Here is a 22,741-nt window from a genome sequence, read left to right as displayed (position 1 = left end):
ACGCCACTGCCGCTGGATCTTTTTTGCGGGCGACCGGTGGCACCACCCGTCGGGCCCGGGCGCTCCCGGGAGGAGGGACTCTCCTCCCGGGCCGGTGCGGAGTCACCCGATTCCTCCGTGGATACTCCGCCCTTCAGGGCGGAGAGGAAACGGACTCCTGCGGAGCAGGGCAGGGAAAGGGGATTCGCCGCCAGGGCGGATCCCTGTCCACCATCCAACTTCCCGCAGATAGTCACAAGTTGTTGTGGTAGTTTGTGAGATGTGATCACTCACGTGAAGCGGGCTTTCAAGTACCGCTTCTACCCGACGGATGCGCAGACAGCGGAGCTGTCACGCACCTTCGGATGCGTGCGGAAGGTCTATAACATGGCGCTCCAGGCCCGTACCGAGGCATGGTCGGTCCGACAGGAGCGGGTCAACTACAACGCCACCTCCGCGATGCTGACCGCGTGGAAGAAGACCGAGGAACTGGCCTACCTCTCCGAGGTGTCCAGCGTTCCGCTTCAACAAACGCTCCGGCACTTGCAGGGCGCGTTCACCAACTTCTTCGCCAGGCGCGCCAAGTACCCGCGCTTCAAGTCGAAGCGGAAGTCCTGCGCCAGCGCCGAGTACACGTCTTCCGCATTCCGTTACCGGGACGGGAAGCTGACGCTGGCGAAGATGCTGGAGCCCCTGGACATCGTGTGGTCCCGGCCCCTGCCCGAGGGTGCGCGGCCGTCCACCGTGACCGTGTCGCGGGACGCGTCCGGCCGCTGGTTCGTATCCATGCTGTGTGACGACATCCCGGTCCCGATGCCCGCCACCACGGCAGCCGTCGGCATCGACGCCGGAATCACGTCGCTGGTGACGCTCTCCACCGGAGAGAAGATCACCAACCCCAAGCACGAACGCCGTGACCGGGCCCGGCTCGCCAAGGCCCAGCGGAACTTGTCCCGCAAGGCCAAGGGATCTGCGAACCGGGCCAAGGCCCGAATCAAGGTAGCCAAAGTCCATGCCCGGATCGCGGACCGACGCCGTGACTTCCTCCACCAGCTCACCACTCGACTCGTGCGCGAAAACCAAACGCTCGTGATCGAGGACCTGACCGTACGCAACATGGTCAAGAACCACACCCTGGCCCGCTCCATCTCCGACGCGGCGTGGACCGACATGCGGATGATGCTGGAGTACAAAGCCCAGTGGTACGGGCGGAACCTGGTCGTCATCGACCGCTGGTTCCCCTCCTCCAAGCTGTGCTCCGCCTGCGGTACCATCCGGAGCAAGATGCCCCTCACCGTCCGGACATGGACGTGTGACTGCGGAGCGACCCACGACCGGGACGTGAACGCGGCGAAGAACATTCTGGCCGCCGGGCTGGCGGTGACAGTCTGTGGAGCCGGTGTAAGACCTCAACGGAGCACTCCGGGCGGGCAGTCGGCGATGAAGCAGAAAACCTCACGGCGCGAGCCGTAAGAATCTCCCTCCTTCAGGAGGGCGAGAAGTCAACCGCTACCAGGACGAGGACGAGGCGCTGCGGATCGCCAACGGCACGGTCTACGGGCTGGCGGGCGCGGTCTGGGCGGCCGACGACGCCGCGGCGGTGGCCTTCGCCCGCCGGATGGACACCGGACAGGTGGACATCAACGGCGGCCGCTTCAACCCGCTCGCCCCCTTCGGCGGCTACAAACAGTCGGGTGTGGGGCGGGAACTGGGCTCCCACGGGCTGGCGGAGTACCTCCAGACCAAGTCGCTCCAGTTCTGACCCGGGACCCCGCGACCCCGGGACCTCCGCCACAGCGCTCACGCCGCCGTCCGTGATACGTACGAAGCCGCCGGAAAACGCACGAGCCGACGACCACCCCGAGGAGCCCGTCCATGACCCGAGCCGCCGTCCTCCCCGCCGTCGGCGCCCCGCTCCGGCTTGCCGAGATCGACCTCCCGGACCCCGGTCCGGGCCAGGTACGGGTGCGGCTGGCGGCGGCCGGGGTGTGCCACTCCGATCTGTCGCTGTCCAACGGCACCCTGCGCCAGCCCGTTCCGGCCGTCCTCGGCCATGAGGGCTCGGGCACCGTCAGCGCCGTGGGGGAGGGCGTCACCGCGGTCGCCCCCGGTGACCGGGTCGTCCTCAACTGGGCCCCGTCCTGCGGGGAGTGCCACCACTGCGGGCTCGGCGAGCCCTGGCTGTGCGCGGGCGCGGGCGCCGCCGCCACCGTGCCGTACGCCAAGCTCGCCGACGGCGGCGACGAGCTGTACCCGGGTCTTGGCACCGCCGCGTTCGCCGAGGAGACGGTGGTGCCCGCGCACGCCGTCCTCCCGCTGCCCGACGGGGTGCCGCTGGCCGACGCCGCGCTGCTCGGCTGTGCGGTGCTCACCGGCTACGGCGCGGTGCACCACAGCGCCGCGGTACGCCCCGGGGAGTCGGTGGCCGTGTTCGGCGTCGGCGGGGTGGGGCTCGCGGTGCTCCAGGCGGCGCGGATCGCGGGCGCGGGCACGGTCGTCGCGGTGGATGTCTCCCCGGAGAAGGAGGAGCTGGCCCGTGCTTCGGGCGCCACCGAGTTCCTGCTGTCCGGTGAGGACACCGCCAAGCGGATCCGTTCCCTCACCGGCGGCCACGGCGCGGATGTGGCCATCGAGTGCGTCGGCCGCGCGGAGACCATCCGCACCGCCTGGTCCGCCACCCGGCGCGGCGGCCGGACCACCGTCGTCGGGATCGGCGGCAAGGACCAGCAGGTGACCTTCTCCGCCCTGGAGCTGTTCTACTTCGGCCGGACGCTCTCGGGCTGTGTCTACGGCAACAGCGACCCGGCGCGCGATCTGCCGGTGCTCGCCGAGCATGTACGCGAGGGCCGCCTCGATCTGTCGGCGATGGTGACCGGCCGGATCGACCTCGACGGGATCCCGGCGGCGTTCGACGCGATGCTCGGCGGACGTGGCGGACGGGCCCTCGTGGTGTTCTGACGGGCGCCGTGCCGTGGCCGGGCGCCGTGCCGTGGCCGGCGCTCAGTGGTCCTCAGGCCGGAGCGCCGTCGACCATGTCCAGCCAGCGCTCGCGCTCGGCCCCGAACGGCCGGGTGCCTCGGGTGACGGCCTCCAGCAGCCACTGCCCGGCCGCCTCGGCCTCCGCGACGACCTCGGCCGGATAGCCGAAGCGCACCTGGTGTTCGGCGAACTCGTCCTGGTCCACCAGCCGTGTGTTCCCGTCCGTCCGCTTGCGCACCACGTCGAGGTCCAGGTCGACCATGGTGACCTCGTCCGGGGAGACCCACTCGGGAGGGCTGGTGATGTCGACGTACACCTCGGTCTCGCGCGGTGCGGCGTTGAAGGCCGCGGTCCACCAGGCCCCGCGCGGGAAGAGGACCACATGGGCGCAGGTGATGGGGACGTCGGGGCCGTGGCCCTTGCGCATCACCGAGCCGCCGGGCAGGCCAAGCCAGACGCCGTGTTCGTCCTCGCCCAGTCTGCGCATCCGCAGATTCCAGTGCAGAGTGCCGTCGTACTTGGTGTAGTTGACTTGGACCAGTGACTGCGACATGGGGCCGATCGTAGTCAGCCCATGCCCTTGCTCACCTGGCATTTTCTCCGTAGAGCCGGTCCAGCCCGGCCACCAGCGCCCGCAGCCCCGTCTCGAACGCGCCCTCGTCCACCCGCTCCTGGTGTCCGGCCAGCAGATGCGCCTGGCCCAGATGCGGATAGTCGGCCGGGTCGTAGGCGCCCGCGTCGTCGACGAAGCCGCGGGCGAAGGAGCCCAGCGCCGATCCGGCGACGAAATAGCGCATCAGGGCGCCGATCCGGGTGGCATGCGCGGGTGGCCAGCCCGCCTTCACCATGCCGCCGAAGACCGCGTCCGCCATCCGCAGCCCGGCCGGTCGGCGGCCGGGCCCCTGGGCGAGGAACGGCACGATGTTGGGGTGCGCGGTGAGCGCCGCGCGGTAGGAGCGGCCCCAGTCCAGCAGCGCCGTACGCCAGTCCTCGCCGCCGTCGAACATCGAGATGTCGACCTGGGTGATGACCGTGTCGGCGACCGCGTCCAGGATCTCGTCCTTGGTCGTGAAGTGGTTGTACAAGGACGGTCCGCTGACCCCGAGTTCGGCGGCCAGCCGCCGGGTGGAGACCGCCGCGAGTCCTTCGGAGTCCACCAGGGCGAGGGCGACGGCGACGATGCGCTCGCGGCTGAGGAGGGGCTTGCGGGGGCGGGCCATGGGCCCCATAGTAGAGGCTTCGCAGCTAAAACTAGCAGTGCTAATTAACGCTCCGTCGTCCATGCTCTCGGGAAGGGTGGCCCATGGATCTCGCGCTCACCGAGGAGCAGACCGCGATGCGTCGACTGGCCAGGGACTTCGTGGAACGCGAGGTCGCTCCGTACGCCGCCGAGTGGGACCGCGCCGAGGGGGTGGACCGGGCGATCGTGGGCAAACTGGGCGCGCTCGGCTTCCTGGGTCTCACCGTCCCCGAGAACTACGGCGGCAGCGGCGGTGACCACCTCGGCTATGTCCTGGTCACCGAGGAGTTGGGGCGCGGTGACTCCTCGGTGCGCGGCATCGTCTCCGTCTCGCTCGGCCTGGTCGCCAAGTCGGTGGCCGCGTGGGGGAGCGAGGAGCAGAAGCGCCATTGGCTGCCGCGGCTGTGCTCGGGCGAGGCGGTGGGCTGCTTCGGGCTCACCGAACCCGGCACCGGTTCGGACGCGGCCCGGCTGACCACCCGGGCGGTCCGGGACGGCGACGCTTACGTGATCAGTGGCACCAAGACCTTCATCACCAACGGCACCTGGGCCGATGTGGTGCTGCTCTTCGCCCGTACCGGATCCGAGCCCGGCCACCGGGGGATCAGCGCCTTCCTGGTACCCACCGACGCCCCGGGCCTCCTTCGCCGTGAGATCCACGGCAAGCTGGGACTGCGCGGCCAGGCCACCGCCGAACTGGTCCTGGAGGACGTCCGGGTGCCCGCCTCGGCGCGCATGGCCCCCGAGGGCAAGGGGTTCTCGGTCGCCATGTCCGCCCTGGCCAAGGGGCGGATGTCGGTCGCCGCCGGTTGCGTCGGCATCGCCCAGGCGGCGCTGGACGCGGCGGTGCGGTACGCGGGCGAGCGCGAGCAGTTCGGCCGGACCATCGCCCATCACCAACTGGTCCAGGAGCTGATCTCGGACATCGCGGTGGATGTCGACGCGGCACGGCTGCTGACCTGGCGGGTGGCGGACCATATCGACCGGGGACTGCCGTTCACCGCCGAGTCCTCGGTGGCCAAGCTCTACGCGAGCGAGGCGGCGGTGCGCTGCGCCGGCAACGCACTCCAGGTCTTCGGCGGTTACGGGTACACCGATGAGTACCCGGTGGGCAAACTGCTGCGGGACGCCCGGGTGATGACCCTCTACGAGGGCACCAGCCAGATCCAGAAGCTGCTGATCGGCCGTGCCCTCACCGGGGTCTCGGCCTTCTGAGCGGGGCTGCGCCGGACTCCGGTTCGCCGCCCTCTAAGCGCTTGCTCACTCTCCGTGTAGGGTGTCCGCCATGAACGCGGAGCCGAAGAAGGACGAGGGCAGGGCCGAGGTATGGGGGGACATCACCCCGGACGCGGCCCGGCGGCTGGTGACCGCCGCCGTGCACGCCTTCGCGGAGCGCGGCTACCACGCCACCACCACCCGCGACATCGCGGGCCGCGCCGGGATGAGCCCGGCCGCCCTCTATATCCACTACAAGACCAAGGAAGAGCTGCTCTACCAGATCAGCAAGGTCGGCCATCAGCGCGCCCTGGAGATCGTGGAGGATGCCCGGGACTCCGGCGGCACCCCCGCCGAGCGGCTCAGCCATGCCGTACGCGCCTTCGTCCGCTGGCACGCCGAGCACCATACGACGGCGCGGGTGGTCCAGTACGAGCTGGGCGCGCTGGGCGAGGAGCACCACGCCGAGGTCATCGCCATCCGCAAGGCGACGGACGGCGCGGTGCGCGCGATCCTCGAGGACGGCGTGCGGACGGGGGAGTTCGACGTACCGGACGTCCGCGGTGCCACGGTGGCGGTGCTGTCCCTGTGCATCGACGTCGCCCGCTGGTTCAACGCCCAGGGCCGCAGCACCCCGGACGAGGTCGGCGAGCTGTACGCCGGACTCGTCCTGCGGATGGTGGGAGCGCAAGGCCGCTAGCCCGGCGGGCCGGTCAGGGGTAGTAGCGGACGACGCTCTCCGCCACGCACACCGGTTTGGCTCCGCCCTCCCGCTCGAGGGTGACCACCAGCGTCAGCTGGACACCGTCGGTCACCTCGGTGAGTTCCGCGATCCGGGCGGTGGCCCGCAGCCGGGAGCCGACCGGGACGGGGGAGGGGAAACGGACCTTGTTCACGCCGTAGTTGATGCCCATCCGCACCCCCTCGACCCGCATCAGCTGCGGGGTGAACGCGGGCAGCAGCGACAGCGTGAGATAGCCGTGCGCGATCGTTGTGCCGAACGGCCCCTGGGCCGCCTTCTCGGCATCCACATGAATCCACTGGTGGTCGTCGGTCGCGTCGGCGAACAGGTCGATCCGCTTCTGGTCGATCTCCAGCCAGTCGCTGGGGCCGAGTTCCTCGCCGATCGCGGACCGCAGCTCATCGGTCGAGGTGAAGATCCTGGGCTCTGCCATGCTGATGCCTCCCGGGGCAGCTCACTAAGCGCTTGCTCAGCATGCTCGGGTGACCTTCGCCGTGTCAACGCACTCCAGCGCACTGCGGCGCGCTTCCCTCCACCGGCGGCCCGGTCGGCCCACCGGTGCCCGGACGGTATGGCGCGCCTGCGCCGGGGCCCGTGACCAGAGCGGGCCCCGGCGAGTGCGCCTCAGGGCGGTCCGGGGCGGCCGGGTGTCATACGGTCGCGTACCGGCTGCTCTCGCACCGGGCGCGCCGCGTGGCCGACAGCGCCTCGGTGGTCAGCAGCGGGACCGGCACCGCGATGCCGCAGTCCCCGCAGACCGGCCCGGCCGAGGGGTAGCGGTCGAGGTCCTCACGCCAGGCCAGGCGCTCCTGTCCGCAGACCGGGCAGGAGGAGCCGGGTCCCGACTGCATCGCCGATATCAGCCGGCGCAGCACATCGGGGAGCGGACCTTCGGGGTGGGTCGAGGGGCTCTCGCAGGGCATGATGTCGCATCCGCCCCAGGTGTGCAGATGCCAGTCGTCGACGGCGCTGGGCCGGCGGATGCCGATGTGTTTCTCCTCGCGGCGCCGGGCGGCGAAGTCCGCCTCGTACGCGAGCCAGAGGGTGCGGGCCTCCTCGAGTTCCTCGAGGGCCGTGATCAGGCGCAGTGGTTCGGGCTCCCGGTCCTCCGGGACGATCCCCGTCCTGGTGCACAGATGGTGCCAGGTCGCCCGGTGCCCGTACGGCGCGAACCGTTCGAGGCATTTGCGCAGCGAGGTGCGCCGGGCGGTGATGTGTCTGTGTGGATTGCGCACCTCTCGTGCGAGTGCTCTGAAACCGGCCACTTCTTACCACCTCCGCAATCGCGGACCCGACTCGTTGTGGAATGGACGTAACGGAGCGCGATCCGGATCCATCGGATTCCCCGGAAGTTGCCGAATAGGCCGATCCGTGCCCTCAATGACCGTGAATGCACGGTTAAGTTGACGGTCGCTCACCTTCCAGCCGGGCCGTACCGCCGGTAACCTCCGTCGCATCAGCAACCGGGAGGAGTGAGTATGCGACCCAAAACCGGCAGGCTCACCAGAACCGTGATAGCCGCGGCCGCCGTGCTCGGCCTCGGCGCCGCGCTTGCGGCACCACTGCCGCAACCGGCTCAGGCGGCCCCCGCAGCCCCCGCGGCGGCCACCGACTACTGCCAGGGCCAGTGCGCCGACATCCTCCCGCCCGGGGCCAACGGCAACGCGACCCTGGTGGAGATCCTCGGCAACAAGGTGTTCGGCACCCACCCCGAGCACAGCACCGATCAGCTCGGCCCGTACAACGATCTGGCCGGCGCCTATCCCACCCTCACCGACGACAAGCTGACCAGCTTCTTCAACGACTCCTCCTTCGGTGTCCCCGCCGACCAGGTGGCGTCCGTGACCAAGCCCCGTGACGACGTCACCATCACCCGGGACAAGAAGACCGGGGTCCCCCACATCCAGGGCACCACCCGCGAGGGCACCGAGTTCGGCGCCGGATACGCGGCCGCCCAGGACCGGCTGTGGCTGATGGACCTCTTCCGCCACGTCGGTCGCGGCGAACTCACCTCGTTCGCCGGTGGCGCCCCCGCCAACCAGGGTCTGGAACAGGACTTCTTCCGCCAGGCGCCCTACAAGGAGGAGGACTACCAGGCCCAGATCGACTTCATCCTGGCCCATGGCGGAGAGCGCGGAAAGCAGGCGCTGGCCGACGCCCAGTCGTATGTCGACGGCATCAACGCCTATGCCAAGAAGGCCAAGGACGGCCGCTACTTCCCCGGTGAGTACGTGCTCACCGGCCATATCGACGCGATCACCAACGCCGGTGAGATCCAGCCGTTCAAGCTCACCGATCTGATAGCCCTCGCCTCCGTCGTCGGCGCCCTCTTCGGCAACGGCGGCGGCGGTGAGGTGCAGGGCGCGCTCTCGCTGCTCGCCGCCCAGCAGAAGTACGGTCTCGCCGAGGGCACCAAGGTGTGGGAGTCCTTCCGGCAGCGCAACGACCCCGAGGCGGTGCAGACCCTCCACGACGGCAAGAGCTTCCCGTACGGCGGGAAACCGGCCGACGCCAAGGGCACGGCCATGCCCGACCGCGGCTCCGTCACCCCCGAACAGCTCGTCTACGACCGCGAGGGCGGCGCAACCACCAAGGACCGCGTCAAGGTGAAGGCACCGACGCGCTCCCTGGAGAAGCTGCGCGGCATCTATGACAACGGCGTACTGCCCCGCGATCTGTTCAGCCGCAAGAAGGGCATGTCCAACGCGCTCGTGGTCTCCGGGAAGTACACCGCCAGCGGCCACCCCGTGGCCGTCTTCGGCCCCCAGACCGGCTACTTCGCCCCGCAGCTGCTGATGCTCCAGGAGCTCCAGGGCCCCGGGATCAGCGCGCGCGGCGCCTCGTTCGCGGGCGTCGGGATGTATGTCCAGCTCGGCCGCGGCCAGGACTACGCGTGGAGCGCCACCACCTCCGGCCAGGACATCACCGACACCTACGCGGTCGAATTGTGCTCCCCGGACGGCGGCACCCCCACCAAGGACGCCACGTACTACCGCTACCACGGTGACTGCCTGCCGATGGAGAAGCTGGAGCGGCGCAACGCCTGGAAGCCCACCGTGGCGGACTCCACCGCCGCGGGCTCCTACCGGCTCCAGGTCTACCGCACCACATACGGCCTGGTGACCCATCGCGCCACCATCGGCGGCAAACCCGTCGCCTACACCTCGCTGCGCGCCACCTACCGGCACGAGGCCGACTCCATCATCGGCTTCCAGATGCTCAACGACCCCGGCCATGTGAAGGATCCGAAGTCCTTCCAGACCGCGGCCCAGAACATCAACTACACCTTCAACTGGTTCTATGCCGACTCCAAGCAGACCGCGTACTACAACAGCGGACTGAACCCCGCGCGCGCCGAGGACATCGACTCCTCGCTGCCGGTGACGGCCGAACCGGCCTATGAGTGGCGGGACTTCAAGCCGTCCGACAACACCGCCGCCTACACCCCGCCCGCCGAACATCCCCAGTCCATCGACCAGGACTACTACATCAGCTGGAACAACAAGCTGGCCAAGGACTACGCCGTGTCCGGGTTCGGCAACGGCTCGGTGCACCGCGGCAACCTGCTCGAGGACCGGGTCCGCGCGCTGGTCGAGAAGGGCGGCGTCACCCGCGCCGCGCTCACCCGCGCCATGGCCGAGGCCGCCGTCACCGATCTGCGCGGTGAGGACGTGCTGCCCGAACTGCTGAAGGTGGTGCGGTCCAAGCCCATCGACGATCCGAAGGCGGCCACGGCCGTAGAGCAGCTGGAGTCCTGGCGCAGCGCGGGCGCGCAGCGCAAGGAGACCAGTGCCGGGTCGCACACCTACGGCCACCCGGACGCCGTGCGGATCATGGACGCGTGGTGGCCGCTGCTGGTGGAGTCCGCGTTCAAACCCGGTCTGGGCAGCGAGCTCTACGACGCCCTGAAGGCCAATCTGCCCATCGACGAATCGCCGTCGGCGGGCCACGGCCCCACGGGTTCGCACGCCGGATCCTCCTTCCAGTACGGCTGGTGGTCCTATGTCGACAAGGACCTGCGGAAGCTGCTCGGCGAGGATGTGAAGGGCCCGCTGGCCGCGTCCTACTGCGGCGGCGGTGACCTCACGTCCTGCCGCGACGCCCTGCTGACCACGCTCAAGCAGGCCGCCGCCAAGCCCGCCACCGAGGTGTATCCCGGTGACGCCAGTTGCAAGGCGGGCGAACAGTGGTGCGCCGACGCGATCATCCACCGGGCGGTCGGCGGTATCGGCCACGACACCATCAGCTGGCAGAACCGCCCCACCTACCAGCAGGTCGTGGAGTTCCCCGCACACCGCTGAAACACCGCTGGAAGCACCGCTGAACCACCGGAACCGCTGATCCACCGCCCCCGGGCCGCACGGCCCGGGGGCGCTTTCAGCGTCCGGCGATCCGCCCGGCGGCGAGCACCACCCGCGCCAGCTCCTCATGGCAGATGTCGCTGTGCGCTCCCGCGGGCGGCCCGCCGTGGCGTACGACGGAGGACACGTCCACGCTCACACAGCCGTCCTCCGGGAACGGCCCCTTCAGCGCCTCGGCCAGATCCAGCCGGGCGCAGCCGGCCACGGCCTGGATCCCGCTGTGGCCCATCGCCCCCCAGCGGGCGTCGCCGCCCCCCAGCAGGGCGGCATCGTCCCGCGCCGCCTGCGACGCCAGCGGATACAGCACGCCCAGTGCGGAGTCATGCCGCGAGTGGCAGGACACCAGCGGGCCGCGCACCCGCCCCCGGTCGGCCCGCAGCGCACCGCCGCGGTCGGTGGCGTGTGGCAGCCGCTCGGCGAACGCGTAGTGCGAGAAGGCCCCCTGGAGCAGGGTCAGCGACGCCACCGAGGTGCTCCCCGGCAGCCCGCCCAGCGCATACGACACCAGGCGTCCGCCGAAGCTGTGGCCCACCAGATGGATCCGCGTCCCGGGCCGCGCGGCCGCCACCTCGCCGAGCACCGGGCCCAGACCGTGCCGCCCGACCGTGCCCGCCCGCCGCTTCATGGCGTAGTACGTGGTCTGCCGCAGCAGCTCCCGCGCCCCGTCCCACAGCCCGCCGAGCCCGCCTCCGAGCAGCCCGGAGCCGCGCTCCTCGGCCCCGGCCAGCGCGGTGGCGAACAGCTCGCAGTACGCGGGGCCCTCCTCGAGCATCGCGGGGACCTCGTCCCCGTCCACATCCGGTGCGTACACCGCCGCGCCGGACCCCTCGGGCACCCGGGCCAGACCGCGCACCAGCACCGTGAACTCGTCCAGCGCCGAGTCCTGTTCGGGCCGCTCGGCCAGCAACTGGGCCAGCCGCGCCACCATCTGCCCCCGCCCGGGGAAGACCGCCTCCAGCGCCGCGCGCGTCCCCTCGTCGAGCCCGGGCTCCGCCTCGGCCGCCGCCGTCGGCGGAAACGCGGGCACCGCCTCGTCGGTGAACCGCATCGACGGCCAGATCACCCCGGCATAGCCGAGCCGCACCGCTTCGGCCTCTCCCAGCAGACCGGGAAAGGGCGCGAAAAAGTGTTCGTAGAGCGCGGTGGCCGTCGCGCGGTCGTTGTTCCACCCATGGGCGAACACCACCAGATCGGTGATGCGCTGCTGCGCCACCTGTTCGGTCAGCCGGTCACGCTGCCGGGTGTCGACATCCCCCTCCGCGTCGAATCTCAGCTCCCAGTACGGCCGCACTGTCATCCCCGTCATGGCTGTTCCCCTCGGCTGGTCCGATCCGCGTGCAATCGTCCCAACCGCCCCGTCCGGGGGCCATACGACACGCCTACGGCGTGCGTCGATCAATCCGCCAGCCGTTCGCCTTACCCGGAATGCCGTCCTTCATCGAGGGAGGATTGAGTGCTCTGCCGGCTGTTGTGCTGGTCCCGCCAGGACGCGCTCTCGTAGAGAGCGGTTTTGGCTTCCGGCAACGACAGACCGGTTGCATTCCTGGCGACAAATCCGGGGAACAGCACCGCTGTTCTCAAGATCAGTTCGCCGGATCGCGCTGCACTATGCTGCAAGAACAGAACGGTCAGTGCGCGACGGAATGCTCTCACCGGAAGGCCGGAATGCCCCTCAGCGATCGGTGGCGGTTTCCCGCGGCACTGCTGGACACCACCATGGACCAGCTCCGCACACTGCTCGCGGTTCACGAGGCGGGCACCGCGCTGGGCGCCGCCCGGCTGCTGGGGCGGGAGCAGTCCAGTGTGCAGAAACAACTCGACACCCTGAACCGGAACTTCGGGACGCTGTGCGGGGAGCCGCTGGTGCTGAAGCGGGGACGGAGCCAGAACGTGCTCTTCACCCCGACCGGGGAGAGCCTGGTCGACCTCGCGCGCGGCACGCTGAAGGACTGGCAGGAGGAGGTGCACGACTGCCGTCGCCGGCTCGGCAGCCGTCTTGTCGTCGGCTCGACCCGCTACACCCTCGGATTCCTGCTGAACGCGGTGGAGTTGGTGACCGGGGACTTCGACCGCCGGGGGGTCGAGCTCAAGGTCGAGCACGTCCGCACCCGCGATCTGCTGGAGCGGCTGGACTCCAAGGAGCTGGATCTGGTCTGCGGCAGTGTGCTGACCCGCGCGGGCCACGACGGGCGGCTCGACGGCTTCGAGGTGATGGAGTGGCGGCGCAGCGGTCTGTCGCTGGTCACCAATCTTGGACCGGAGGAGCTGCCGGGGCCCTCGATGCCGGTGGGGCGGCTGCCGGAGCTGCCGCTCGCGGTCTCGGCCGACGGGCTGATACCCGGCTTTCTGCGCGGCTGGTTCGGCGGGCGTTACCGCCAGGAGCTGCATATCGCGGCGGAGATCGACACCGTGCAGTACGGGCTGGAGCTGCTGGCCTCGGGGGTGCTGCGCGGCTGTGTGCTGGTCACCCAGGGGATCGGGGACGCGGTCGCCGACGGACGGCTCCAGGCCGGTGCCGGGCTGCGGACGCTGGAGCTGGAGGACGACATCGGGCCGGAGCTGGAGGTGCTGGTCGGGGTGTTCGTCCGCGCCGGGGAGCGGGCCGCCCAGGACGAGGTCCATCCACTGAACGTCCTGTGGGGCGCGCTCGCCGGGGAGAACGCCCGGTGGCGCCGGGTGATGCGCAAGGACCGGCCGGAAAAGACCGGGCTGTAGGGGTGTAGAGGGTTTCCGCCCGGCTCGACCGGCCGTGGCGGGATCGTTCCATGACATCGGTTTGATGGCGGTGGCGCCTCTTCCGTTCAACATACCGACTGGTTAGTCTGTCGATGCGGCCGAGCCTGTCGAGCCTGTTGAGCTGATCCGAAGGGGCGTTGCGATCGTGGATACCGTGCGTGGAGCCCGTGTTGTTGTCACCGGAGCGGGCGGAGGCATCGGCGCCGCGCTGGCCCGCCGGTTCGCCGCCGAGGGCGCCCGGGTGGTGGTGAACGACCTCGACGCCGCCAAGGCCGCGTCCGTGGCCGGGGAGATCGGCGGGATCGCCGTCCCCGGCGACGCCTCCGGCGTGGTGCCCGAGGCGCGCGAGGCGCTCGGCGGAACCATCGACATCTTCTGTGCCAACGCCGGGGTGGGTCACTCCGGTGGTCCCGAGGCCGATGACCTGCTGTGGGAGCGGTCCTGGGACGTCAATGTGATGGCCCATGTCCGGGCGGCCCGGGCGCTGCTGCCCGAATGGCTGGAGCGGGGCAGCGGGCGGTTCGTGGCCACCGTGTCCGCGGCCGGGCTGCTCACCATGGTGGGCTCGGCGCCGTACAGCGTCACCAAGCACGCCGCGCTCTCCTTCGCCGAATGGCTTTCGGCCACCTACCGCCATCGCGGGATCTCCGTCCACGCCGTCTGCCCGCAGGGCGTGCGCACCGACATGCTGGACGCCACCGGTGACGCGGGTGATCTGGTGCTGGCACCCACCGCGATCGAGCCGGAGGAGGTCGCCGACGCCGTGCTGAAGGGCATTGCCGACGAGCGGTTCCTGGTCCTTCCGCACCCCGAAGTGGGCCGCTATTACGCTGCTCGGGCCACCGACACCGACCGGTGGCTCGACGGCATCAACCGGGTGCAGCGCACGCTCGAGGAGCAGCGTGCGGCCGGTCAGCCCGTCGGCTGAGCCGTTCCCGTACCGCCTCGTCCCGTTCTGCCCATTCCGTTATCTCCCTTTCCTTGCCTTTCTGTTCCGTCCCCACGGAATCTTTCGCTCCGTTACGTCCCCACCCCTCTCCGCACCACCACCCTCATTCACGACAGGGGCCGCTTCCCCATGACCACGTACCAAGACCAGCCCTGGCTGTCCCAGCTCACCCCGAAACAGCGCGAACCCTTCACCCCACGGCCGAGCGTGTTGCACGCCTTCCGCGACGCCGTGCGCACCGCCCCCGACCATCCGGCGCTCGTCTACTTCGACGGGCGGCTGAGCTACCGGGAGGCCGACGAACTCTCCGACGGTGTCGCGGGGCATCTCGCCGGACACGGCTTCCGCCCCGGCGACCGGCTCGCGATCATGCTCCAGAACACCCCGCAGTTCGTCCTGGCGCTGCTCGGAGCCTGGAAGGCGGGCGGTGCTGTGGTACCGGTCAACCCCATGTACAAAGGGGCCGAACTGCGGCATGTGCTGACGGACGCCGAGGTGACCGCCCTGGTCTGCTCCCGCCACGCCTGGGAGAGTTACGTCCGGGAGACCGCCGCCGCCTCCCCGGTGCGCATCGGGCTGACCGCCGACGCCCATGACCTCCAGTCGCGCGACGATGAGCGGGCGCTGCGCGACGGGCGGATACCCGTGCCCGAGGACACCCGGGACCTGCTCGCGGTCGCGCGCGAGGGCGCCCGCCCCCCGGCCGTGCCCGCCCCGGGCCGCGATGACACCGCGCTGATCAGCTACACCTCCGGGACCAGCGGCACCCCCAAGGGTGCGATCAACACCCATGGCAACATCGCCTACAACGCCGACCGGCAGCACCGCCTGCATGAGCTGCCCCCGGGCTCGACGATCTTCGCGATGGCACCGCTGTTCCACATCACCGGTATGGTCTGCCAGCTCTGCGCCTGTATCTCCGGTGCCGGAACCCTCGCGCTCGCCCACCGCTTCGAAACCGGTGTGGTCCTCGACGCCTTCGCCGAGCACCGCCCCCGCTACACCGTCGGCCCCTCCACCGCCTTCATGGCGCTGATGGCCCATCCCCAGGCCACTCGCGACCACTTCTCGTCCTTCCGGATCATCTCCTCCGGCGGCGCTCCGCTGCCGCCCGCGCTGGTCGAACGGTTCCAGTCCACCCTGGGTCCGTATCTGCACAACGGCTACGGGCTCACCGAGTGCACCGCGCCGTGCGCCAGTGTCCCGCCCGGCGTCCGGGCCCCGGTCGACCCGGTCTCCGGAACCCTCGCCGTCGGGGTCCCCGGTGCGGACACCGTCGTCCGTATCGTGGATGACGAGGGCAACGACCTGCCCTTCGGCGAACCCGGCGAGATCGTCGTGCGCGGCCCCATGGTGGTGCCCGGCTACTGGCGCCGCCCCGAGGCGACCGCGGCCGCCCTCCCCGACGGCGAACTGCGCACCGGCGACATCGGCTTCATGAACGCCGACGGCTGGCTCTTCGTCGTGGACCGCAAGAAGGACATGATCAGCGCATCCGGCTTCAAGGTGTGGCCGCGCGAGGTCGAGGACGTGCTCTACACTCACCCCGCCGTGCGCGAGGCTGCCGTCGTGGGCAAGCCCGACGCGTACCGGGGGGAGACCGTCAAGGCGTATGTGAGCCTGCGGCCGGGGGCCGCCGCCACACCGCAGGAGCTGTCCGCCTACTGTGCGGAACGGCTCGCGGCGTACAAGTACCCCCGTGAGGTGGACATCCTGCCCGAGCTGCCGAAGACGACGAGTGGCAAGATCCTCCGACGGGAACTGCGAGGATAAGAGAGATCGGGGTGGCGACGATGGCCAGGACGACGGACAGTGACGGACAGCCGGTGCCGCAGCGGCTGCTGGCCGCTGCCACCCGCCTCTTCGCGGAGCAGGGCTTCGACCGGACGTCCGTCCAGGAGATCGTCGAGGCGGCGGGCGTCACCAAGGGCGCGCTCTACCACTACTTCGGCTCCAAGGACGATCTGCTCCACGAGATCTACGGCCGGGTGCTGCGGCTCCAGCAGGAGCGGCTGGACGCCTTCGCGGACGCGGACGCCCCGGTGGAGCAGCGGCTGCGGGACGCGGCGGCCGACGTGGTGGTCACCACCATCGAGAACCTCGACGACGCCACCATCTTCTTCCGGTCCATGCACCACCTCAGCCCGGAGAAGCACAAGCAGGTGCGTGCCGAGCGCCGCCGCTACCACGAGCGGTTCCGCGCCCTGATCGAGGAGGGCCAGCAGTCCGGGGTGTTCAGCTCGGACACCCCGGCCGACCTGGTGGTGGACTACCACTTCGGCTCCGTCCACCATCTGGGCACCTGGTACCGCCCCGGCGGAGCCCTCAGCCCCCAGCAGGTCGCCGACCATCTGGCGGATCTGCTGCTGCGCGCGCTGCGGCCCTGAGCCGCCGTACGGCGGTGGGGGCGCCCGTTCGATGAACGGGCGCCCCACCCGTCTGTGCGCTACCGGTACTTCTTCAGCTCACGCCGGGCCAGCGACCGCTGGTGCACCTCGTCCGGGCCGTCCGCGAGCCGCAGCGTCCGCGCCGCCGCCCACAGCTCGGCCAGCGGGAAGTCCTGGCTGACCCCGCCCGCGCCGTGCAGCTGCACCGCCCGGTCCAGGATGTCCACCACCGTGCGCGGAGTGGCGATCTTGATGGCCTGGATCTCGGTGTGGGCCTCGCGGTTGCCGACCGTGTCCATCAGCCAGGCCGTCTTCAGCACCAGCAGCCGCAGCTGCTCCACCGCCACCCGCGCGTCCGCGATCCACTCGTGGACCTGGCCCTGCCGGGCCAGCGTGGTCCCGAAGGCGGTACGGGTCAGGGCCCGGCGGCACATCAGCTCGATACCGCGCTCGGCCATCCCGATCAGCCGCATGCAGTGGTGGATACGGCCGGGGCCGAGCCGGGCCTGGGCGATGGCGAACCCGCCGCCCTCCTCACCGATGAGGTGGGACGCCGGGACCCGGACGCGGTCGAAGACCACCTCGGCATGGCCGCCGTGGTAGTGGTCCTCATAGCCGTAGACCCGCATCGCGCGCCGGACCTCGACCCCTGGGGTGTCCCTCGGCACCAGCACCATCGACTGCTGGCGGCGCACATCGGCGCCCTCCGGATCGGTCTTGCCCATCACGATGAAGATCTTGCAGGCCGGGTTCATCGCCCCGGAGATGTACCACTTGCGGCCGCTGATGACGTAGTCGTCGCCGTCGCGCTCGATCCGGGTCTCGATGTTGGTCGCGTCCGACGAGGCGACCTCCGGCTCGGTCATCGCGAACGCCGACCGGATCTCGCCCGCGAGCAGTGGCTCCAGCCACTGCTCGCGCTGGCGCTCACTGCCGAACTGGGCCAGCACCTCCATATTGCCGGTGTCCGGGGCGGCGCAGTTCAGGGCGGTGGGCGCCAGTTGGGGGCTGTGACCGGTGATCTCCGCGAGCGGGGCGTACTGGAGATTGGTCAGCCCGGCCCCGTACTCCGTGTCGGGCAGGAAGAGATTCCACAGACCCTGCTTGCGAGCCTCGGCCTTCAGCTCCTCGACGACGGGCGGGGTGTCCCAGGGGGACGCGAGCGCGGCACGCTGCTCCTCGGCGACCGCCTCGGCCGGGTGGACATGCTCGGCCATGAAGGCGAGCAGCTTGGCCCGGAGCTCTTCGGTACGGGCGTCGAATGCGAAGTCCATGACGTCTCAGCTCTCCTGGAGGGTGGTCAGGCCGTGGTCGATGAAGCCCGGGACGATGTCGCCGATACGGTCGAAGCCCGCGCCGACGGTCTGTCCGAGGGTGAAGCGGTAGTGGATGCCCTCGAGGATGACCGCCAGCTTGAAGTAGGCGAAGGCGGTGTACCAGGCGACGCCGCTGACGTCCCGCCCCGAGCCCTCGGCGTACCGCCGCACCAGTTCGTCGGTGCCCGGGTGGCCCGGGGCGCCCGAGGTGCTGGAGATCACGGAGCCGGGGAGGGCCGGATGGCTGCTGTACATCACGATCAGACCGAGGTCGGTCAGCGGATCACCGAGGGTGGACATCTCCCAGTCGAGAATCGCCTTGATCCGGTCGTCGGCACCGACCAGGACGTTGTCCAGCCGGTAGTCGCCGTGCACCACGGTGGGCGCGGGGGATACGGGGAGCGCCTTGCCGAGCCGGGTGTGCAGCTCGTCGATCCCGGGCAGGTCGCGGCTGCGCGAGGCGGTCAGCTGCTTGCCCCAGCGGCGCAGCTGCCGCTCCAGGAAGCCCGCCGGCCGCCCGAAGTCCCCGAGCCCCACCTCGGCCGGGTCCACCGAGTGCAGCGCCACGAGCGTGTCCACCAGGGACAGCACCACGCCCCGGGTGCGCTCCGGGCCGATCGCGGTGAGCTGCTCGGCGGTGCGGTACGGGGTGCCGTCGACGAACTCCATGACGTAGAACGGCGATCCGATGACCGACGCGTCCTCGCACAGCAGCACCGGCTCCGGCACCGGAACACGGGTCGGGTGCAGCGCGCTGATCACCCGGTGCTCGCGCCCCATGTCGTGCGCGGTGGCCAGCACATGGCCCAGCGGCGGGCGGCGGACCACCCAGCGGGAGACGCCGTCGGAGACGGTGTAGGTGAGATTCGACCGGCCTCCTTCGATCAGCTCGGCACTCAGCGGCCCGTGCACCAGCCCCGCCCGCTCGCGGTCGAGATGGGCGCGGAGCCGCTCGAGGTCGAGCCCTGGGGGGTTGCCTGCGTTCATCGAATCTCTTCCTCCGGGGGAGAACGGGCGAACGGTTCCGACCATGATGCGGACCATGATGCCGACCAGTCGGTATGTAGTCCAGTGCGGTACGGCGATGGGCGCCGGTTTGCGCGGAGGCGGCGGGAGAAGGAGCGTCGAAGGGAAGCCACCGCGACGCGGTCGTGGCGTACGGCCCCGCACCCTACGGCACGGCTGAAACACCGCTGACGCACTGCGCACGAGCACCACAGGGCCACCTCAGGGAAACCGCAAGGAGCGCCACCATGAAGGCCATCACCTACCGCCGCTACGGCGGCCCCGAGGTCCTCGACTACGGCGAGGTCCCCGACCCCAAGGTCGGCCCCGACTCCGTGCTGATCCGGGTCCGGGCCGCCGCCGTGAACCCCGTCGACTGGAAGGCCCAGGCCGGATACCTGGACCCGGTCCTGGACGCCGTCTTCCCGGTCATTCCCGGCTGGGACGTCGCCGGAGTGGTGGAGCGGCCGGGCCCCGCGGTGACCGAGTTCCGGCCGGGTGACGAGGTGATCGGATACGTCCGGGAGGACTTCCTCTCCCGGGGCACCTTCGCCGAGTACGTGGCAGCGCCCCTGCGCACACTCGCCCGCAAACCCCGCAATCTGTCCTTCGCCCAGGCCGCGTGCATCCCGCTGGCCGGGCTGACGGCGTACCAGGCCCTGACCGGGGCGCTGCGGGTCACCGAGGGCGACACCGTCCTGGTGCACGCGGCCGCGGGCGGGGTCGGCTCGATGGCGGTCCAGCTCGCGCGGCACATGGGCGCGCGGGTCATCGGCACGGCGAGCGAGCGCAACCACGACTATCTGCGCGCGCTGGGCGCGGATCCCGTCGTCTACGGGGACGGGCTCGCCGACCGGGTGCGGGAGCTGGTGCCGCGCGGGGTGGACGCGGCGCTGGACCTGGTCGGCGGCCAGGCGCTCACCGCCTCCGCGGAACTCCTGGCCCGCGGCGGACGGCTCGCCTCGATCGCCGACCCGGAGGTGCTGGCCCTCGGCGGCCGCTATGTCTTCGTCCGCCCCGACCCCAACGATCTCCAGGACCTGACCGACCTCGCCGAACGTGGCGCCCTCGGCGTGGAACTCGCCGCCGTCCTCCCCCTCCCGAGAACGGCAGAGGCCCAGCGCCTCAGCGCCGAGGGCCACACCCGAGGCAAGATCGCCGTCACGATCGACTAGGTCCGGTCCTGTCGATCTTCGTGGATCAGCCCGCGGCGTCTGGTGCCGTGGATCGCAAGGCGGAGGGTCGTCCTCGTACTGGGCGTACTCGGAAGATCCCGACAACGCAGCGAGGCGCGGTGCCAGGCGTCGCGGGCCCGCGAAGATCGGCAGGACAGGGCCTGAGCGCTCCGCGGGAAGTGCCGCGAGGTGCAGTCATGCGTCTGCGGCTGCGTCGTGGGCTGGTCGCCCACGCGGCGGAGCCGCACATCGACACAGCCCCGCGCCCCTTCGGGGTGCACCCGAACCGCACCACGGGCCCGGCCGCCGGCGCACCGCCGACGGTCACATCGCCGGCGCGCCGCACGGGTTTGCCGGGCGGCAGGGCCGTGTAGCCGTCGCCGACGGCGGAGCGGGGCCCCGCGCTCGGGCGTTCGGGGTCGCCCCATCGTCCCCGCGCGGGGCGGACGCACCGCTCCGGCGGGCCCGGGCCCCGCTCGCCCCGTGTGCGGGATCCCGGTGTGCGGGGGCGTCCTGTGGGGTCGGGGCATGGGCCCCAGGGTGCGGGCCCGCGTACGCGCCCTGGGCGCCCGCCGTCGTACGCGCCCAGTCGTACGACAGCAGTGCTCAGTGGAGGGTCGCCGAGCCGAAGACGGCCATCGCCAGGACGCAGGCGACCGCGACCACGGCCGCCCGCGGGGACAGTGCGGGCGGCCGTGGTACGTACAGGGTCCGGATGCGGCGGTGTGCCAGGCCCAGGAAGGTCAGCCAGGCCAGGACGGTCAGGGCCAGGCCGAGCAGGGGGATCGGACCGATGCCGGAGGCCAGGGTCTGGCGTCCGGCGAGCGAGGCGGCCACCGCGCAGGCGAGCGTCGTACGCCGCCAGGCCAGCCGGGTGCGCTCCGGCTGGAGCCCCGGGTCCCGCGTTCCGTTCCCGACCGGTCCTTTCCCCTCCGGCACCGGCTCACACACCCCAGCCGAAGGCGACCACCAGCACCATGCCCAGCGCGACCACCCCGACGGCCAGCGCCAGCGCCACCGGAAAACGTGAGCTGGGCAGATCCTCGCCGCGACGCATGGCGCGTTCACAGCGGATCCAGTGGTTGATCGCCCGCAGGGCGCACAGCGCGCCGCCCGCGAGCAGGACCAGGGACAGCGCCAGCCGCAGCGGGCGGGTGGTGTCCGTCAGGAACTGGTCGACCGCGAAACCGCCGCCCACCAGCGCCATCGCCGTCCGCAGCCAGGCCAGAAAGGTGCGCTCGTTGGCGAGCGAGAAGCGGTAGTCGGGGGTATGGCCCTCCTCGCGGAGGCGTTCGGGGGCGAACCAGAGGCGTACCGCCGCGAGCCCGCTCCTCGGCGGGCGGGGGCCGGTCACCGGACGAGCCCCTCGCGGCGCAGCTCCAGCAGCCGCCGGTACGCCTCCACCCCGTCCGGGACCCACTCCCACTCCGGCAGCCGGCGGGTCAGCTCCTCCTCGGTGAGAAAGGCGTGCCAGGCGATCTCCTCCGCCTGCGGCGTGACGGGCCGCTCGCAGCGCACCTGGTAGACCCGGCTCCACCAGGTGTGCTCGGGCGTCTCGTAGAGGAAGGAGAACAGCGGTTCGGGCGCGGGCAGTTCGGTGACGCCCAGCTCCTCCCGCGCCTCGCGCAGCGCCGCGTCGTCATAGTTCTCGCCCGCGCCGACCACCCCGCCGACGAACATGTCGTAGTGCGACGGGAAGACGATCTTCTGCGGGGTGCGCCGGTGGACGAAGATCCGGCCCCGGGCGTCCCGCGCCAGTACGAAGACACAGCGGTGGCGCAGCCGGTTGGCCATGGCGTCGGCGCGCCGGGCCTGGCCCACCACGCGGTCCCGCTCGTCCACGATGTCCAGCAGCTCGTCGGCGGACAGCGGCCCGTCGGGGGGCAGCGGCTCTTGATCAGGCATGTCGCCATACAAGCAGATCGTGGGCGGTCAGCGCCCGTGGCCACCGCCCCAGCGGCCCGGCTCGCCCTGGCCGTTCCCATACCCGTTGCCCTGGCCGTTTCCGCCGCCGCCGTCGTCGTACCGGTGCTTGCCGTGGCCCTGGCCTTGGTGTTCGCCGTTGTGCTGCTCGGCGTAGGCGCGCGCCCAGCGGCGCAGCTGCTCCGCACCGTCCTGCCAGTCGCCGGAGTGGCCGGACCCGCGTCCCGGCAGGTCCTGCCGGGACGCGGCGGAGTGCCTCGGTCCGGAGGAGGAGCCGGGCTCGTGCGCCGATGCGTCGGACGGCGCCGCGTCGGCCCGGTCCGCCGCGGCCGGTGCGGGCCGCTCCGCACGCGAGCCGCGCAGCGGGGCGTCGCCGACCGCCGACTCACCGAGCGAGGAGGTGTGCGCGTCGGGCCGGTCGGGGGCGGACGAGGAGGTGTCCGGCGCGGCGGTGGGCGGCCGGGCGTCCTTGCCCATGAGCAGGAAGAGCGCGGTGGCGGCGCCGGTCGCCGACAGCAGGATGGCCCCGGCCGCGGCCTTGCGCCGGTTGTCCACCGGACGGCGGCGGGCGTGCCGGGGGCCGACCACCTCGCCCCGGAGTACCTGGGGCACATCGTCGGCGCCGGGCCCGGCCGCTTCGACGGGCTGCGGTCCGGGGGTGACAAGGGTCGGATTCACCACGCGACGTTCCGCCGGGTGCGGCGGCCCTGAGTGCTCAACGGGGCGGTCAGCCA

The 22,741-nt window shown here is 71.1% G+C and carries 21 protein-coding genes and 1 pseudogene; 11 read left to right on the top strand and 11 right to left on the bottom strand.

Features of this window, described 5'->3' with window-relative positions; genetic code table 11:
- Window positions 1-261: 261 nt before the first annotated feature.
- From JK363_RS24465 to JK363_RS24455, 3 genes and pseudogenes are all read left to right on the top strand, one after another.
- On the top strand, window positions 262-1,452 hold the full coding sequence (locus JK363_RS24465; protein WP_201877303.1) for an RNA-guided endonuclease InsQ/TnpB family protein: 1,191 nt from the start codon (window positions 262-264) through the stop codon (window positions 1,450-1,452).
- A 34-nt stretch (window positions 1,453-1,486) separates the two neighbouring features.
- A pseudogene (locus JK363_RS24460) lies at window positions 1,487-1,741 on the top strand (aldehyde dehydrogenase family protein); the annotation flags it as partial.
- A gap of 113 nt (window positions 1,742-1,854) precedes the next feature.
- Complete coding sequence (locus JK363_RS24455; RefSeq protein WP_201877302.1) at window positions 1,855-2,937, top strand: Zn-dependent alcohol dehydrogenase; 1,083 nt, start codon at window positions 1,855-1,857, stop codon at window positions 2,935-2,937.
- A gap of 52 nt (window positions 2,938-2,989) precedes the next feature.
- Here JK363_RS24455 and JK363_RS24450 read toward each other — a convergent pair whose 3' ends face one another.
- Together JK363_RS24450 and JK363_RS24445 are read right to left on the bottom strand one after the other, a co-directional pair.
- Window positions 2,990-3,511, bottom strand: a complete 522-nt coding sequence (locus tag JK363_RS24450; RefSeq protein WP_201877301.1) for a DUF402 domain-containing protein — start codon at window positions 3,509-3,511, stop codon at window positions 2,990-2,992.
- Between the two features lie 31 nt (window positions 3,512-3,542).
- A complete protein-coding gene (locus JK363_RS24445) occupies window positions 3,543-4,178 on the bottom strand; it encodes a TetR/AcrR family transcriptional regulator (RefSeq protein ID WP_201877300.1) in 636 nt (211 codons plus the stop codon).
- Window positions 4,179-4,261: 83 nt separating this feature from the next.
- On the opposite strand from JK363_RS24445, the gene JK363_RS24440 reads away from it, so the two are divergent.
- The gene (locus tag JK363_RS24440) at window positions 4,262-5,413 is read left to right on the top strand and encodes an acyl-CoA dehydrogenase family protein (RefSeq protein WP_201877298.1); all 1,152 of its coding nucleotides are present in this window, start codon (window positions 4,262-4,264) and stop codon (window positions 5,411-5,413) included.
- 70 nt (window positions 5,414-5,483) lie between these two features.
- Entirely contained in the window at window positions 5,484-6,113 is a 630-nt protein-coding gene (locus JK363_RS24435; protein ID WP_201877296.1) for a TetR/AcrR family transcriptional regulator, read from the top strand.
- A gap of 13 nt (window positions 6,114-6,126) precedes the next feature.
- Here JK363_RS24435 and JK363_RS24430 read toward each other — a convergent pair whose 3' ends face one another.
- Both JK363_RS24430 and JK363_RS24425 read right to left on the bottom strand, forming a co-directional pair.
- Window positions 6,127-6,588, bottom strand: coding sequence for a MaoC family dehydratase (locus JK363_RS24430; protein ID WP_201877294.1), 462 nt, complete (start codon window positions 6,586-6,588; stop codon window positions 6,127-6,129).
- A gap of 217 nt (window positions 6,589-6,805) precedes the next feature.
- Window positions 6,806-7,420 carry a hypothetical protein gene (locus JK363_RS24425; protein ID WP_201877292.1) on the bottom strand — a complete coding sequence of 205 codons (615 nt, stop codon included), beginning with the start codon at window positions 7,418-7,420 and terminating at the stop codon, window positions 6,806-6,808.
- A 213-nt stretch (window positions 7,421-7,633) separates the two neighbouring features.
- Between JK363_RS24425 and JK363_RS24420 the strand changes: the two genes are divergently transcribed.
- Complete coding sequence (locus JK363_RS24420; protein ID WP_201877290.1) at window positions 7,634-10,456, top strand: penicillin acylase family protein; 2,823 nt, start codon at window positions 7,634-7,636, stop codon at window positions 10,454-10,456.
- 76 nt (window positions 10,457-10,532) lie between these two features.
- On the opposite strand, the gene JK363_RS24415 is transcribed toward JK363_RS24420, so the two are convergent.
- Window positions 10,533-11,822, bottom strand: coding sequence for a lipase family protein (locus JK363_RS24415; RefSeq protein WP_201877288.1), 1,290 nt, complete (start codon window positions 11,820-11,822; stop codon window positions 10,533-10,535).
- A gap of 359 nt (window positions 11,823-12,181) precedes the next feature.
- Here JK363_RS24415 and JK363_RS24410 point away from each other — a divergent pair, with 359 nt between their 5' ends.
- The 4 genes from JK363_RS24410 to JK363_RS24395 all read left to right on the top strand — a co-directional run bounded on the left by JK363_RS24410 (window position 12,182) and on the right by JK363_RS24395 (window position 16,588).
- Complete coding sequence (locus tag JK363_RS24410) at window positions 12,182-13,231, top strand: LysR family transcriptional regulator (RefSeq protein ID WP_201877286.1); 1,050 nt, start codon at window positions 12,182-12,184, stop codon at window positions 13,229-13,231.
- Window positions 13,232-13,397: 166 nt separating this feature from the next.
- Window positions 13,398-14,180: an SDR family oxidoreductase gene (locus JK363_RS24405; RefSeq protein ID WP_201877284.1), complete on the top strand. Its 783-nt coding sequence runs from the start codon at window positions 13,398-13,400 to the stop codon at window positions 14,178-14,180.
- Window positions 14,181-14,330: 150 nt separating this feature from the next.
- A complete protein-coding gene (locus JK363_RS24400) occupies window positions 14,331-15,974 on the top strand; it encodes a class I adenylate-forming enzyme family protein (RefSeq protein ID WP_201877282.1) in 1,644 nt (547 codons plus the stop codon).
- 20 nt (window positions 15,975-15,994) lie between these two features.
- On the top strand, window positions 15,995-16,588 hold the full coding sequence (locus JK363_RS24395) for a TetR/AcrR family transcriptional regulator (RefSeq protein ID WP_201877280.1): 594 nt from the start codon (window positions 15,995-15,997) through the stop codon (window positions 16,586-16,588).
- Between the two features lie 59 nt (window positions 16,589-16,647).
- On the opposite strand, the gene JK363_RS24390 is transcribed toward JK363_RS24395, so the two are convergent.
- Together JK363_RS24390 and JK363_RS24385 are read right to left on the bottom strand one after the other, a co-directional pair.
- Window positions 16,648-17,862 carry an acyl-CoA dehydrogenase family protein gene (locus tag JK363_RS24390; protein ID WP_201877279.1) on the bottom strand — a complete coding sequence of 405 codons (1,215 nt, stop codon included), beginning with the start codon at window positions 17,860-17,862 and terminating at the stop codon, window positions 16,648-16,650.
- Window positions 17,863-17,868: 6 nt separating this feature from the next.
- The gene (locus tag JK363_RS24385) at window positions 17,869-18,891 is read right to left on the bottom strand and encodes a phosphotransferase family protein (protein WP_201877278.1); all 1,023 of its coding nucleotides are present in this window, start codon (window positions 18,889-18,891) and stop codon (window positions 17,869-17,871) included.
- Between the two features lie 266 nt (window positions 18,892-19,157).
- Here JK363_RS24385 and JK363_RS24380 point away from each other — a divergent pair, with 266 nt between their 5' ends.
- Entirely contained in the window at window positions 19,158-20,084 is a 927-nt protein-coding gene (locus tag JK363_RS24380; protein ID WP_201877277.1) for an NADP-dependent oxidoreductase, read from the top strand.
- Between the two features lie 606 nt (window positions 20,085-20,690).
- Here JK363_RS24380 and JK363_RS24375 read toward each other — a convergent pair.
- Genes JK363_RS24375 through JK363_RS24360 form a run of 4 tightly spaced genes read right to left on the bottom strand, consistent with a single transcriptional unit; the run spans window position 20,691 to window position 22,685 of the window.
- The gene (locus JK363_RS24375; protein WP_201877276.1) at window positions 20,691-21,023 is read right to left on the bottom strand and encodes a DUF202 domain-containing protein; all 333 of its coding nucleotides are present in this window, start codon (window positions 21,021-21,023) and stop codon (window positions 20,691-20,693) included.
- A 4-nt stretch (window positions 21,024-21,027) separates the two neighbouring features.
- Window positions 21,028-21,438, bottom strand: a complete 411-nt coding sequence (locus JK363_RS24370) for a YidH family protein (RefSeq protein ID WP_201877275.1) — start codon at window positions 21,436-21,438, stop codon at window positions 21,028-21,030.
- Window positions 21,435-21,989 carry an NUDIX hydrolase gene (locus JK363_RS24365; RefSeq protein WP_201877274.1) on the bottom strand — a complete coding sequence of 185 codons (555 nt, stop codon included), beginning with the start codon at window positions 21,987-21,989 and terminating at the stop codon, window positions 21,435-21,437. Before JK363_RS24365 ends, JK363_RS24370 begins: the two co-directional genes overlap by 4 nt.
- Before the next feature lie 27 nt (window positions 21,990-22,016).
- The gene (locus JK363_RS24360) at window positions 22,017-22,685 is read right to left on the bottom strand and encodes a hypothetical protein (protein ID WP_201877272.1); all 669 of its coding nucleotides are present in this window, start codon (window positions 22,683-22,685) and stop codon (window positions 22,017-22,019) included.
- Between the last annotated feature and the right edge of the window lie 56 nt (window positions 22,686-22,741).

Origin of the sequence: Streptomyces coffeae (genome assembly GCF_016741875.1) — a bacterium.
In the GTDB taxonomy this organism is placed as follows: Bacteria; Actinomycetota; Actinomycetes; order Streptomycetales; family Streptomycetaceae; genus Streptomyces; species Streptomyces coffeae.
This window is presented reverse-complemented; position numbering and strand designations above follow the sequence as displayed.

Bases quoted from the DNA above. Each gene is read 5' to 3' on its own strand.
- JK363_RS24455 (WP_201877302.1), top strand. From the start codon at position 1,855: ATGACCCGAGCCGCCGTCCTCCCCGCCGTCGGCGCCCCGCTCCGGCTT.
- JK363_RS24450 (WP_201877301.1), bottom strand. From the start codon at position 3,511: ATGTCGCAGTCACTGGTCCAAGTCAACTACACCAAGTACGACGGCACT.
- JK363_RS24445 (WP_201877300.1), bottom strand. From the start codon at position 4,178: ATGGCCCGCCCCCGCAAGCCCCTCCTCAGCCGCGAGCGCATCGTCGCC.
- JK363_RS24440 (WP_201877298.1), top strand. From the start codon at position 4,262: ATGGATCTCGCGCTCACCGAGGAGCAGACCGCGATGCGTCGACTGGCC.
- JK363_RS24435 (WP_201877296.1), top strand. From the start codon at position 5,484: ATGAACGCGGAGCCGAAGAAGGACGAGGGCAGGGCCGAGGTATGGGGG.
- JK363_RS24430 (WP_201877294.1), bottom strand. From the start codon at position 6,588: ATGGCAGAGCCCAGGATCTTCACCTCGACCGATGAGCTGCGGTCCGCG.
- JK363_RS24420 (WP_201877290.1), top strand. From the start codon at position 7,634: ATGCGACCCAAAACCGGCAGGCTCACCAGAACCGTGATAGCCGCGGCC.
- JK363_RS24415 (WP_201877288.1), bottom strand. From the start codon at position 11,822: ATGACGGGGATGACAGTGCGGCCGTACTGGGAGCTGAGATTCGACGCG.
- JK363_RS24410 (WP_201877286.1), top strand. From the start codon at position 12,182: ATGCCCCTCAGCGATCGGTGGCGGTTTCCCGCGGCACTGCTGGACACC.
- JK363_RS24400 (WP_201877282.1), top strand. From the start codon at position 14,331: ATGACCACGTACCAAGACCAGCCCTGGCTGTCCCAGCTCACCCCGAAA.
- JK363_RS24395 (WP_201877280.1), top strand. From the start codon at position 15,995: ATGGCCAGGACGACGGACAGTGACGGACAGCCGGTGCCGCAGCGGCTG.
- JK363_RS24390 (WP_201877279.1), bottom strand. From the start codon at position 17,862: ATGGACTTCGCATTCGACGCCCGTACCGAAGAGCTCCGGGCCAAGCTG.
- JK363_RS24385 (WP_201877278.1), bottom strand. From the start codon at position 18,891: ATGAACGCAGGCAACCCCCCAGGGCTCGACCTCGAGCGGCTCCGCGCC.
- JK363_RS24380 (WP_201877277.1), top strand. From the start codon at position 19,158: ATGAAGGCCATCACCTACCGCCGCTACGGCGGCCCCGAGGTCCTCGAC.
- JK363_RS24365 (WP_201877274.1), bottom strand. From the start codon at position 21,989: ATGCCTGATCAAGAGCCGCTGCCCCCCGACGGGCCGCTGTCCGCCGAC.